8 protein-coding genes are annotated in these 13,201 nt (G+C 70.0%); 3 read left to right on the top strand and 5 right to left on the bottom strand.

Features of this window, described 5'->3' with window-relative positions; translation table 11 throughout:
* Positions 1-63: 63 nt before the first annotated feature.
* The 3 genes from H4W81_RS29045 to H4W81_RS29035 form a co-directional block, all read right to left on the bottom strand.
* On the bottom strand, positions 64-1,416 hold the full coding sequence (locus H4W81_RS29045) for an erythromycin esterase family protein (protein ID WP_192777730.1): 1,353 nt from the start codon (positions 1,414-1,416) through the stop codon (positions 64-66).
* A 911-nt stretch (positions 1,417-2,327) separates the two neighbouring features.
* A complete protein-coding gene (locus H4W81_RS29040; RefSeq protein WP_318782019.1) occupies positions 2,328-3,512 on the bottom strand; it encodes a cytochrome P450 in 1,185 nt (394 codons plus the stop codon).
* Between the two features lie 354 nt (positions 3,513-3,866).
* Positions 3,867-5,063, bottom strand: coding sequence for a cytochrome P450 (locus tag H4W81_RS29035; RefSeq protein WP_192777729.1), 1,197 nt, complete (start codon positions 5,061-5,063; stop codon positions 3,867-3,869).
* 155 nt (positions 5,064-5,218) lie between these two features.
* Between H4W81_RS29035 and H4W81_RS29030 the strand changes: the two genes are divergently transcribed.
* From H4W81_RS29030 to H4W81_RS29020, 3 genes are read left to right on the top strand one after another with little or no spacing between them, the layout of a single operon-like run.
* Positions 5,219-5,923 (top strand): CPBP family intramembrane glutamic endopeptidase, encoded by a 705-nt coding sequence (locus H4W81_RS29030; protein ID WP_192777728.1) that lies wholly within the window; start codon positions 5,219-5,221, stop codon positions 5,921-5,923.
* Between the two features lie 14 nt (positions 5,924-5,937).
* On the top strand, positions 5,938-6,276 hold the full coding sequence (locus H4W81_RS29025) for a PadR family transcriptional regulator (RefSeq protein WP_192777727.1): 339 nt from the start codon (positions 5,938-5,940) through the stop codon (positions 6,274-6,276).
* Entirely contained in the window at positions 6,273-6,992 is a 720-nt protein-coding gene (locus tag H4W81_RS29020; RefSeq protein ID WP_192777726.1) for a DUF2812 domain-containing protein, read from the top strand. Before H4W81_RS29025 ends, H4W81_RS29020 begins: the two co-directional genes overlap by 4 nt.
* 6 nt (positions 6,993-6,998) lie before the next feature.
* On the opposite strand, the gene H4W81_RS29015 is transcribed toward H4W81_RS29020, so the two are convergent.
* The gene (locus H4W81_RS29015; RefSeq protein ID WP_225958839.1) at positions 6,999-9,815 is read right to left on the bottom strand and encodes a glycosyl hydrolase family 95 catalytic domain-containing protein; all 2,817 of its coding nucleotides are present in this window, start codon (positions 9,813-9,815) and stop codon (positions 6,999-7,001) included.
* 10 nt (positions 9,816-9,825) lie between these two features.
* Positions 9,826-13,050, bottom strand: a complete 3,225-nt coding sequence (locus H4W81_RS29010) for a glycosyl hydrolase family 95 catalytic domain-containing protein (RefSeq protein WP_318782018.1) — start codon at positions 13,048-13,050, stop codon at positions 9,826-9,828.
* Between the last annotated feature and the right edge of the window lie 151 nt (positions 13,051-13,201).

The following is a 13,201-nucleotide window of genomic DNA, read 5'->3' as shown; positions in this document are numbered from 1 at the left end:
GCAGGAGAGGTCGATGGCGCCCCGCGACGCCGAGGGCCTGGTGGGCGCCAGGGCGGCTCGCCGTCACGGCTTCGACTGGTCGGCCTCCCGGACGTCGTGGAGGTGGATGAGGACGTCGAAGGAGCGGGCGATCGCGAGGTTGCCGGGCGGGAAGGGGTACTGCGTGCCGATATTGCGCGTGGGGCGGGTGACGTCCAGCCAGGTGCGCGCCGCGGCCGGAGCGTCGCGGATGTCGAGGTAGTAGTCCCGGTAACGGACCTTGTCGAGGGTGTACTCGTTCATGCCGGGCTCGGCCGCGCCCACGGTGAACTTCTTCCAGTCGCCGCTGAGAGCGGCGTCCTTCGACAGGAAGGAGCCCTGGTTGAAGGTGAAGCCGATGGGGAGGTACTTCCTGCCCAGTGTGTCGCGCAGGTACGACCCTTGCGTCTTGGGGTACAGCGTGGGCTCACCGGCGGCGTACCCGACGTGGTCGTTCTGCGCCGACAGCAGCATCTTGTCGCCGGTGCGCCGCTGCCACCAGGCGGTGTTCTCGGCCATCACCTGGTCGCGGTAGCGCTGCGCGACGGGCAGCGCGGCCTTGTCGGTGAGGTCGAAGGCGAGGAACGTGGCCGTCTGGGCGATGGATCGGGCGTTCTGGACCGCGAGCTCGAACTCGCTTTCGTCCGGGCCCTTCCGGCTGCTGATCAGATCCAGGGCCTGCCGTGCCTTGGCGGCGAGCCGCTGCCGTTCCGCGAGGGGCTTGCCCAGATAGGCGAACACGTCGTCGATCGGGCGCAGACCCGCGTAGAGCTGCGTGAGGTGCGGCAGCGACTCCGGGTGGGTCCGCTGCACGTAGCTGGTCACCCGGTTGAAGAAGTCGTCGCTCAGCTTGGGGGCGCCGATGTCGTCACCCATGAAATGGACCGTGCGGCCAGGGTGGCGGCGGTTGTGGTCCCGCATCCACTCGATGAGGCTCACGAACTCCTCCCGGTCCCACGGCGAGCCGGCCAGCGCCGCTTTCGCGATCTTGCGTGCGTCGCCCTTGCCGGTCTGGAGGTACTCGTCGATCTCGAGCCCCGCAGACCAGCTCAGCTCCAGGGCGAAGGTGGTGAAGCCCTTCTCCTCGACGAGGTAGCGGAAGACCCGCTCCTTCATGGTGAAGAACTCGTGCGAGCCGTGGGTGGCCTCACCAAGGCCGACCACCTTGGCGTCGCCGATCATCGCACCCAGAGCTCGCAGGTCGGCCGTGTTCTTCCCGGGCTCGGTCGAGCGCAGCTGGTGCGCCGCCTGCTCCAGTGCGCGGACCGGGTTCTGCCTCCCGCCGACCGTGTCGGACAGGGCCGCCTGAGCCGCCACGGGGGCGAGGACCGCTCCCATCGCGATCACCGCCGTCGCCACCAGTCCCCGACGGCTGATGTGCTTCCGGTCCCTAGCCATGTTGATTACCTCTTTACTTGCCTATTGCCATTCGAGAAGGATTCAGACCTCGCGGTCAGATCCATGCATCGACGACAGTACGGCGACGCGACCGCCCCTCCCATGGCGCTGACCAGCATCTTTGGGGTGAGGTGCGCCGGTGCGTCACGGTAGGGCAGGCCCTACCACCGGCCGCTACGAGCCGGCGAGCCTCATGGGCGGCGACGAGATCCACATCGGTTTCCGCGCTGGCCTTCGTTCGGCGAGTTCGGCCAGATCCTCCAGTGACCCGACGACGAATGCCCTGTCGGATCCGAGCCGCGAGTGGGTGATCACGATCTGTGCGCGGGCTGCCTCCTCCTCCTGGGCGGGCGGCTGTCGGATCTCATCGGCCGCAGGCGGAGTCACGATCGGGCTGGCCGTCCGTCTCCAGCAGGCCCGTTCGGAGACGATGCCGGCCAGGGCGGCCCGATCGGGCGCGCGAAGCCGGCCGCGACGGTGGAACCCTTCGCTCGGGGTGCGGCGGAAGCGGCGGCGCTATTTGCTCCCACAGGTCGTCGGGAACAGGACCAGCGGCCACCTCGGCAGAGGCCGCCCACGAAGGTCACCGACCACCAGCCGACACCGATTTCATCAAGAAAACGATCAGTCAGCCCGCCCGGGGTGCCCCCTCGCTTGGGTCCCCGGAGCGGTCCATCGGTTGCTGGACCATCGGGAGCCTTCGGTTGGTGCTCCCTGGGGTGGCGCCTCGGTCTCCGCTCCCTTGGGTGGTGCGTCTGGCTCTGATCTCTCGGGCGGGTGTATCGGTTCTGGTCTCGCGGGCGGCCCCTCGAACGCTGGTCGCATGCGGCGTTCGAGTTGCGAGGACGCGGGATGCTGCCTGGAGCTGGGCCCCGGCCGAACCCGATGGAGGGGTCGGCCGGGGTGAGGGTTCAGCCGAGGGTGACGGGGAGGGTCTTGATGCCGTTGATGAAGTTCGAGCGCAACCGTCGGGCCTCGCCGTTCTGCCGCAGGCGCGGGTATCTCCTGGCGAGCTGCTCGAAGAGCACCCGAAGCTCGAGCTTGGCCAGATGGTTCCCCAGGCAGAAGTGCGCGCCACCGCCGCCGAAGCCGATGTGCGGATTCGGCGACCGTCCGATGTCGAACACCTCCGGATCGGAGAAGACCGACGCGTCCCTGTTCGCCGAGGAGTAGAAGACCACCACCTTGTCATCGGCCTTGACCTGCTGCCCGCCCAGCGTGAGGTCGGCGGTGGCCGTACGGCGGAAGAGGTTCACCGGTGAGACCCAGCGGACGATCTCGTCGGCGGCCGTGGCGGCGAGGGAGGGGTCGGCGACCAGTCTGTCCCACTGGTCCGGATGTTCGAAGAGGGTGAGCATGCCGCCGGAGGCGGCGTTGCGGGTGGTCTCGTTGCCCGCGACCACGAGGAGCAGCACGAAGAGCTCGAACTCGTTCTCCGTCAGGCTCTCGCCGTTCTCGTCGGACTGGAGGAGCTTGGTGACGATGTCGTCGCGCGGGGCGGCGCGACGCTGGGCGGCCAGTTCGGAGGCGTAGGAGTAGACCTCCATGGCCGCGGCGCCGCCCTCCTCCGGTGAGGCGGCGTAGTCGGGGTCCTGGGCGCCGATCATGCGGTTGGACCAGGCGAAGATCTTGTCGCGGTCGGCGACGGGCGCGCCGAGCAGTTCACAGATCACGTAGAGCGGGAGGGGCGCGGCGAGGTCGGTGACGAAGTCTCCGTCGCCTGAGCACTGGTCGAGCAGGTCGTCGCAGATGTCGCGGATGTGCTGCTCCAGCGCGCGGATGGTGCGCGGGGTGAAGCCGCGGTTGACCAGGGAGCGCCTTCTGGTGTGCTCGGGCGGGTCCTGGTTGAGCATCATCATCCGCTGCAGCTCCCGCTGCTCCTCCGGCATCTCGTTGAACAGGGCGAGCCTGCGCGCGGAGGAGAACAGGTCGGAGTGGCGGGAGACGTGGACGACGTCCTCGTGGCGGGTGACGGCCCAGAATCCCGGCTCGCCCTCGTGCCAGTAGACGGGAGCGTGCTCTCTCAGCCAGCGCATCTGCTCGTGCGGGGGGCCGAATGTCGCGTAGTGGTCCTGATCGACGAGATCGATGTTCACTAGCCGTCACCTCGGGCTTGGTCAAGCGCTTGGTAGGTATCAGCGTATGAAAGCAATGGGAAGCGGGCAACCCCGTCCGCTCGAACGTCCCGTGTTCGCCCTTCCGGTGGTCACCCTCACCGCACCGCCCTGGGCGACGACCACCAGCAGGACGATGGCCCGCCGCCCTCCGCCTGTCGCCCGCCGCTCCCCGCGTGTCGTGGGTGCCGGTGTAGTCGGCCGATGAGGTGCCTGTGTGGCTGTGGGCTCTGTGCTTCTGCGCCGAGGCCGTGGCTGAGGTCCTCGAGTGCCGAGGCCGCCGAGGTCTGCGGGGGCGCCGAGGTGCTGGTGGCGTGGGGCGGCGGGGCACCGGGTTCAGCCTTGGGGTGGTCTGAAGGCGACCGGCATTTCCTTGATGCCGTTGATGAAGTTCGAGCGCAACCTGCGCGCCTCCCCCTTCGGCGCGATGTCAGGGAATCGGCGCGCGATCGTCTCGAACAGCACCCGCAGCTCCATCCTGGCCAGATGCGCCCCCAGGCAGAAGTGCGGTCCGCCGCCGCCGAAGCCGACGTGTGGGTTCGGGTCGCGGCCGATGTCGAAGACGTCCGGGTCGGGAAAGACCGCGGGGTCCCTGTTCGCGGCGTTGTAGAAGACGACGACCTTGTCGCCCTTCCTGATCGGCTGATCGCCGATGGTGGTGTCGGCCGTGGCGGTCCTGCGGAACTGCATGACGGGGGTCGCCCACCTGACCAACTCCTCGACGGCCGGCTCCAGCAGGGACCGGTCGTCCAAGAGCCTGCGCCACTGGTCGGGGTGGTCGAAGAAGGCCTGCATTCCGTTGGAGGCGGCGTTGCGCGTGGTCTCGTTGCCGGCGACGACCAGCAGGATGGTGAACATCCCCACGTCGTCGGGCGACAGCATCGCCCCGTCGGGTCCGGGTCTGATGAGCCTGGTGATGAGGTCGTCCCGGGGTTCCCGCATGCGCTCGGCGGCCAGCGCATTGCCGTAGGCCATGAGCTCGCCACCCGCGTGCTGACCGTCCTCGTAGGTGGTCTGGAACTCGGGGTCGTCCCAGCCGATGAGCCGGTTCGACAGGTCGAACAGCAGGTCGCGGTCCGCCACCGGCGCGCCGAGCAGCTCGCAGATCACCTGCAGCGGCAGCGGCGCGGCCACCTGGGTGACGAAGTCGCCCTCGCCCTCGCACCGGTCGAGCAGCTGGTCGCAGACCTCCCGGATGTGCTGCTCCAGCTTGGAGATCATGCGGGGGGTGAACCCCTTGTTCACCAGTGAGCGCCTGCGGGAGTGCTCGGGCGGGTCCTGGTTGAGGATCAGCAGCCGCTGCAGCTCCTTGTCGGGCTCCGGATACTCGCCGATCATCGCCAGGCCCTCGTAGGAGGAGAACAGCTCGGGATGCCTGGAGACGTGCACCACGTCCGCGTGCCTGGTCACGGCCCAGAAGCCGGGACCCTGCGGGTCCCTGTGCCAGTGCACGGGGGAGTTCTCCCGCAGCCACCCCAGGTCCTCGTACGGCACGCCGCGCTCGTAGACGGCCGGGTCGTAGAGCTCGATCATGCGCGACTCCTGACTTGATCAAGCACGTGGTCCTACCCGCCTTTGTATGCGAGTCCTGTACGGCCGTCAAGTAGCGAAGTGCCTCTAGCTAGATTGCATTGCTAACTAGCTTGTTCTACCGTCTAAGTCGTACCGGAACTCAGGAGGTTCGCCCCATGTCGCTCGCCCTCTTCATCGCCCTGGTGGTCCATCTCGCGGTGGTGAGCCCGCTGCTCGGCCGCCGTTCGTACGCGGCTCTCAAGGACGATCCGAGCCGCTACACGCGGATGTTCCTCGCCTGGACGGCCGAGCTGTGGGGGATGGCCGTCGTCGCGCTGCTGGTCGTCGGACTCTCGCCCGAGATCGACCTGGCGGACCTGGGCCTGACGGTTCCCTCTGACGTGTCGACGCTGCTCGGAACCATCACCGGGCTGGTCGTCGTCTCGGTGGTGATCGCCCTGGTGATGAGGAGGTCGGGCAGCCCGATGCCCGGTCAGGCAGCCTTCGAAGCGCTGATTCCCAGGACGAACGGGCAGAGGTGGCTGGCGCTCGTCCTGGCCGTCAGCGCGGGCGTGTGCGAGGAGATCGTCTTCAGAGGGCTGCTGATCTCGATGTTCACCTCGATGGGCGCCCCTCGTCCGGTCGCCGCGGGGCTGGCGCTGGCGGTGTTCGTGGCAGGGCACCTCTACCAGGGCTGGAGGGGCATGGTGATGGTCACGCTCGCGGGCTTCTCGCTCACCATGCTCTACTTCACCAGCGGATCGCTGGCGCTGCCGATCGTGATCCACATTCTGATCGACATCCGTTCCCTGCTGATGGCCCGGCCGGCCGAGAGCCCGCGGCCGCAGACGCGTGAGGTCGTAGGTGGGGGAACGGTGTAGATAGCATCGCTACCATGACTACCGACCGCCGGGCGAGCTGGCTCAAGGGCGTGCTCGACCTGCTCGTCCTGGCCAGTCTCACCGAAGGTGAGAACTACGGCTACGAGATCGCCAAGAGCCTGGCCGAATCGGGCCTCGGCCAGATCAAGGGCGGCACGCTCTACCCGGTGCTCAACCGTCTCGAAGAGGCGGGGCTGGTGGCGGCCGAGTTCAGGGTGACCGAGCGGGGGCCGGGCAGGCGCTACTACCGGCTGACCGAGCAGGGCAGGCGAACGCTGGCCGAGCAGGGCGACCTGTGGGTCGCGTTCGACCGGTCCGTGCGGTCGGTGCTCGCCAAGGGAGGCATCCAGTGAGCGGCTACTTCGACGAGCTGGCCGTACGGCTGCGCGAGCGGGGCGTGCCCGAGGATACGGTGACGGCCACCGTCGCCGACCTCACCGCCTACCTGGCGGAGAGCGGCGGCGACCCCGAGGAGGAGTTCGGGCCCGCCGCCGGCTTCGCCCGGCAGCTCGGCGCGGCTCCGGCGACCGAGAACGCCGCCGAGTCGAGCACCTGGCGCTGGACCGCCGACATCTTCGTCGACGAGCACCACCTGAACGAGTTCGGCGACCAAGGCTGGGAGGTCGACAGGGTCGACGCCGCGGGCCGGTTCGTCTGCCACCGTGACGAGGACAACCCCCAGCGCTGGGAGTACCGCCGCGAGGTGGTCACCAGGAAGGGCAGGCCGGCCCTGGTCGAGGAGCTCGCGCCCGACGGCTGGGAGCCGTGCGGCACCTGGTTCTTCTACGAGTACTTCAAGCGGCCGAAGGCGGCCAGCCTCGGGCCCGACGCGGAGCTGGGCGCGCCGCCCCGCGCGCCGGGGAAGGGCGCCTTCTTCAGCAAGCGGTTCTTCCTGCTGATCGGCTTCTGCGCGGTGTGCCTGGTCCTCTCGCTGGTGCTGCTGTCCGGCGTCTCGGGCGGCGGCGCGGGTTTCCTGGTCGGGCTGCTCGCGGGGGCGGCCGGCGGCGCGCTGGCCGCCCTCGGAGCGCTCTGGTTCCAGGCCCGCCGCGGGCGCGACGGTTCCGGCTGAGGCCGGTCAGGAGATCGGCCGCTCCAGGCTGAGCGCGAAGAGGTGACCGTTGGAGCTGCTGCCCAGCCTGAGCGCGACCAGTTCCTTCGCCGGATCCACCGCCACCGCCTGGTGGAAGATCCGCACGACCAGCGCGTGATCTCCCGTCCTGAAGTGCCGGTGCGTGGTGGCGACGGCGACGTCCTCGCCGTTCTCCGGCTGGCGTCCCCAGTCCGACAGCCGCAGCGAGACGGTCCCGGTGCTGCCGTCGGCGTACTCCAGCGTCACGATCTGGGCCGAGACCCCGCTCACGCCGAGACCCAGCGCGTGCAGGCCCTGGTAGGAGCCGCGCGGCACCTCGATCCGCTGCCCGGACGGCACGACGTTGTTCTTCTCCCCGTTGGCGTAGGAGGGGAAGATCCAGTCGATGCCCCCGCTGCGGTACGGCCCCGCGACCGGCATCTCCTCGGCGGGCAGCGAGTAGCCCTGTCCGAGGTCGCCGTCGGTGAGCGCGTCCTGGTGGGTGATGCCGTCGTGGTTGAGCAGCCCGGTGAGCGGCACCGGCGTGCTCGGCCCGCGTGGAATCTCGGGGCGGCCCCAGGTGTGGGGGGTCGCCGCCACCGGGAGCACCTCGGTGTCGGGCCTGGTGCCGGCCTGGTAGATCATGACCTCCTCGCCCTTGGCCAGCTCGACCTCCAGCACGCCGTCCACCACGCGGAACGGCACGTCCTTGGGCGCGTGCAGCGCCTGGACCGCCCACGGCCCCGGCAGGCCGTTCGGGATCACCCGGCACGGCTCGCCGGCCAGGCTCCTGATCCGCACGAACGCCGTCGCGCCGCCCCGCCGTACGGCGCTGACCTGGAAGGCGCCCTCGGTGCGCAGGTCGTGGAAGGCGGCCTCCGTCCAGGAGGAGGGGACGGCGGGGAAGACGCGGATCGTGCCGCCCCAGCTGGAGATCAGCATGTCGTGCACCGACTGGGCGCCCGCCAGGGGGGTCTCGATGACGGGACCGGTCTCGGCGTACATCGTGTTCGGCCGGACGTAGCGGTCCAGCAGCGTGTTGAGGTAGCCGAGCGCCCGATCGCCGTCGCCGAGCAGCGAGCTCATCGAGGACGCGCCGGTGAAGGTGTAGCCCTGGAGTGCCCCGGTGAACCCGACCCAGTGCTTGAGCGAGCGCTCGAGCAGGTCCCTGTTGGCGGGGTCGGTCACGTCGAGCAGGTAGAGCGGATAGAACCACAGCAGGTGGGAGAAGTGCCGGTGCGAGGAGGTCAGCCTGCGGTCGGCGCCGATCCACAGGCCGTCGGCGCCCTGCGGCGGGGTGACCAGCCGGTCGAGCACCTCCCGCCAGCGCGGCGCCAGCTCGTCCTCGACGCCGAGGCGCTCGACCGTCCACAGCAGGGTCCGGCAGCCCCAGGTGATCAGCGCGAGGTCGTAGTTGCAGTCGGTGGCGAAGTCGTACTCGGGGGAGTAGGTCCTGGGCAGGTGCAGCCTGCCGTCGGCGCCCTCGGTCAGGAAGTGCAGGTAGTAGCCGACCGACCGGCGCAGCACGGGATAGAGCAGGTCCCGCAGCAGGTCGTCGTCCATGGTGTGCCGGTAGGCGAGCCAGACGTTGTGCAGCGCCCACGGCAGGTTGCCCAGCTCCAGGGACGAGGCGGGTGCCGTGGTGTCACCCGGCTCGGCGAGCGCCCCTGACAGCAGGTCCTCCTGGCTCGTCCGGCACAGCCCCGCCGAGTCCGCGCGGTACTTCTCGCCCACGTTGAGCGTCAGGTTGTCGCGGTACTTCCCGATGGAGGCGGTCAGTGAGTCGAGCTCGCGGTGGCCCGTGGCGTTGATCAGCCAGTACTCCAGCTGCACGTTCAGGTTCCACCACGTGCCCGGCCACGGCGTCGGCTCCAGCCAGAGGGCGCACGTGCCGACCGGCGGCAGGTCCCTGCGGGTCGCGCTGGCGATCTTGTAGAGCTGGATCCAGTAGAAGCTCTGCAGCCGGCCGTCGGGCAGGGAGACGAAGCTCTTCCGGTAGTAGGCGTTCCACCAGGCCCGGTGCTCGGCCGTCAGCGTGGCCAGGTCGGGCGCCCCGTCGAGGACGGCCAGCGCCCGCTCCGTGGCGTCCCTTGCCGGGAAGGTGTGGGCGACGCTCGCCAGCAGAGTCGTGCCGGTGACCCGCCACGCGGTCGTGGTGCGCCCGCCGGCGGTGAGGTCCTGGTCGCACCGGTCGGCGGACACCACCGCGGCCGGGTTGTCCTTGAGCCCGGCGGGCCGGGGGTTGAAACCGAGGCGGGGGCTCTCCGCCTTGTACGGCGTGAACGCCCACTTCACGCTCTCGCCCTCGGACGGCTCGGCGTCGACGACGAGCAGGTCGCGTGTCGCGTGCGTGAACGCCCTGAGCGCGATCGTGCCCGCCGTGGTGGTGACGGTGCCGCTCAGCTCTGCGTCGAACAGCGACAGGCGCAGGTCCACGTCGAGCAGGGCGCCAGTAGTGACCAGGTCGAGCCTGCCGATCCTGAGCCTGGCGTCGCCGAACAGCGAGCCGCCGGTGCCCTGGTGGTCACGGACCCTGCTGTCGCCGAGGGTGAACGACAGCCGGTCGGAGACGGTGTAGACGGAGGCGCCGAGGCCGCCGTTGCCGAGGAAGGGTCCCTCGTAGAAGGTGCGGGGCGGCTTGCCCCACTTCAGGTCGAGCTCGCCGAGGAAGGCGGCCCAGCTCTCGGGGGTGTCGAGACGGTATTTCAGGGGGAAGCGCGGCGCCTGAGCGTGTGCGGGCAGCGCGCCCATCATGGCGAGCGCGAGGGCGCCCGCCGTCCCGCCGAGCACGGCCCTGCGGGACGGGTGGAACGAGTCGTTCACGGGGGGCCTTTCAGAAGGCGAGCTGCTGCCAGGTGGGGACTTCGGCGGGGGTCAGCGCGCGGGCGAAGATCGCGACGCGGTCTACGGCGCCGCTGAGACGCTGGCCGCCGCCCTGGTCGGCGGCGAAGCGCAGCGGCCTGGTGGCGCAGCCGGTGATCCCGTCGGCGGGCACCTTCGCGCCGCCGATCCGGGCGCCGTCGGCGTAGACGGTGACCGTGCCGTCGCGGCCCATGGTGACGACCAGGTCGACGTAGCGGCCGGTGGGCACCGTGGCGTCGGTCGTGACGTTCAGGCCCGCGCCGATGAAGCGGACCCTGTTGTCGGGCGTCAGGTCGATCAGCACCCCGTCGTTGCCGGGGTTGCCCGACGGCTGGGAGTCGAACAGGCGGCGGTAACCGGTCCCCGCGACCTTGACCTCCGCCGCGAAGGACGCCTCGCGCAGGAACCCGAGCGTGGTGGGCGCGGTGGTCAGGTAGGTGGCGCCGTTGAGCACGAGCCCGCCGTCGCCGTCGTAGGCGGCGGAGCCGACGACGGTGGCGTCCCTGCCGTTGCCGGAGCCGTCGGCGACGGTCGTGCCCGCCGAGGGATCCCATGTGACCAGCGGTTTGTCGGCCGGGGGTACCGCGCAGGGGGCGACGCCCACCGCGGCGGCGCCGCGGCCCGACCACTCGTCGCCCCGCACGGTCGCGGTGATCCGCGCGCTGCGCGAGCCGTCGGCGGGACCGGAGGTGACGGTGAAGGCCGCGCTCCTCGTCCTGGCCTGCGTCGTGGCCGGCAGGTGGATCGAGCCGGGCGCGAAGGTCCAGCCCTTGGGCAGCTGGAGCGTCACGTCTCCGGCGGGAACCGCGCGGTCGCCGGTGGCCGTGACGGTGACCTTGACCGGGAACGACTGGCCTGGGCTGGTCTCGGCGGGCGCCTCGAGGGCGACGCGAACCTCTCCCTTGGCGCGGTAGCTCTGGCCCGCCTCGGCGGTGAAGGTCACCGCGTCGCCGTCCCTGGTCAGAGGGACGGCCCGGCCCGCGGAGTCGACGAGCCTGAAGCGCCCGGCGAAGATCTGGTTGCGCACAGTCAGCGGCCCCGCCGATCCCGCGTGCAGCGTGATCTCGCTGGCCGTGCCGTTCTTCCAGGTGGCGTCCACGGTCACGTTGCCACGGGCGCGCAGGCCCGAGACCGAGCCGGTCGCCCAGGCGGACGGCAGCGCGGGCAGCACGTCGACCACTCCCGACTGCGACTGCAGCAGCATCTCGGCCATGCCGGAGGTGGCGCCGAAGTTGCCGTCGATCTGGAAGGGCGGGTGGGTGTCCCAGAGGTTGTCCAGCGTGCTGCTCTTGAGCTGCTCGCCCAGCATCTTGTGCGCGTGGTCGCCGTCGAGCAGGCGCGCCCAGAAGTTGATCTTCCAGGCCTTGGACCAGCCGGTGCCGCCGTCGCCGCGCGCGGTCAGCGAGACCTCGGCCGCCTTCGCCTCCTTGGAGCCAGGGGCGATCTGGCGGCCGGGGTGCAGGGCGAACAGGTGGGAGACGTGCCTGTGGGTGTTGGCCGGGTCGTCCCAGTCGGACTTCCACTCCTGGAGCTGGCCCCACCCGCCGATGCGCAGGCCGGGGTCGAGGCGGTCCATCGCCTTCCGCACCTCGGGCTCGTCGGTGCCGAGCGCGGTGGCGGCCTCCAGCACGTTGGCGAACAGGTCGTGGACGATCTGCTGCGACATCGACGCGCCGGCGGAGAAGTCGCCCTGCTCGGGGGAGTAGCTGGGCGAGACGACGAGCTTGCCGTCCCTCGGGTCGGTGTGCAGGTTGTCCACCCAGAACAGCGCGGCCTCGCGCATCACCGGGTAGACCGAGCGCAGGTAGTCGAGGTCCTTGCCGAACAGGTAGTGGTCGTACATCTGCTGGGTGGTCCAGGCCGCCGCCTCGGGGAACCAGAAGGCGGTCGACCAGTCGTGCACGCCGGTGAAGCCGAACGGGTTGGTCTCGTTGTGGACCACCCAGCCGCGCGAGCCGAACATCTCCTTGGCGGTCCGCTGCCCCGGGGCGACCAGCGCCTTGATGTAGTCGTCGTAGGACGTGGTGGTCTCCGCCAGGTTGGTCTGCTCGGCCAGCCAGTAGTTCATCTGCAGGTTGATGTTGACGTGGTAGTCGGCCGACCACGGCGGATTGGTGGAGTTGTTCCACACACCCTGCAGGTTGGCGGGCAGCGAGCCGTCACGCGAGGAGGCGATGAGCAGGTAGCGGCCGTAGGCGAAGAACATCGCCTCCAGCGCCCTGTCGTCGGCGGAGGCGCCGCCCGTGTAGCTGGCGCGCAGCCTGTCGGTCGGCACGGAGGGCGCCTTCTGCCCGATGTCGAGCTTCACGCGGTCGAAGAGATTGGTGTAGTCCTCGAGGTGCGCCCGCCTGAGCCCGTCGTAGCCCTTCGCGACGGCGGCGTCGACCGTGGCGGTGACCTTCGCGTGCGGGTCCTCGCCCCGGTAGGTGGGGTAGGAGCCGGCGTAGTCCGTGCCCGCCGACAGCACGAACACGGCGCTGTCGGCGCCCGTGACGGTGATCCGGTCGGCGCCGTCGGTACGGCTGCCGCCGGTCGTGATGACCTGTACCTGCGACTCGAACACCATGCCGTTGTCGGCCAGCGCGCCGCGAACGGTCAGCCTGCCGTCCTTGACGGAGACCGTCTTGTCGTCGCGCGGCGACGAGGTCCGCAGCGTGAAGGAGACCTTGCCCGCCTCCGACGCGCTGAGCCTGCCGACGATCACGTTGCCGGGATGGCTGGCGAAGTACTCGCGGGCGTAGGTGACGCCGCCCGAGGTGTAACCGACCCTGGCGACGGCCTCGCGCAGGCTCAGCTCCCTCCGATAGCCGGTGGCGGCCGTGTGGCCGGTGTCCAGCCAGAGGTCGCCGAAGGTCTGGTAGGCGCCGAAACCGCTCTTGGGCTGGCCGAGCTTCCTGGCCACCGCGTCGGGCGACATCCTGCCGTCGCGGTCGATCTGCGCCTGTACCTCGGCGATCGCGCCAGGTCTCGGGCTGGTCCAGTTGCCGAAGTCGTAGCCGCCCTTGGAACCGGGGCCGCCGGTCCACAGCGTCTTCTCGTTGAACTGCAGCTGCTCGCTGCCCACGCCGCCGAACACCGTGGCGCCGAGCGCGCCGTTGCCGATGGGCAGCGACTGCCGCTCCCAGCTGGTGGCCGGTTGCTCGTACCAGAGCGTCAGGTCGTCGGGTGGGCCGGCGGCGGCCTGGGCTGCTGGCACGGGTATCGCTCCGATCAGGACGGCGGAGAGCAGAACTAACGCGCGGGGTACGGCCAACGGAGTCCTCCGGTGAATCGCAGATGTCCGCCAAGTAGGTAGCACCTGAAACGCAGCCGTAACAAGGGTTCAGCTCCGATGTTTTCGCGAGCTT

Origin of the sequence: Nonomuraea africana (genome assembly GCF_014873535.1) — a bacterium.
GTDB classification, from domain to species: Bacteria; Actinomycetota; Actinomycetes; order Streptosporangiales; family Streptosporangiaceae; genus Nonomuraea; species Nonomuraea africana.
The sequence above is the reverse complement of the archived record's forward strand: the minus strand, read 5'-3'. Positions and strand labels throughout refer to the sequence as shown.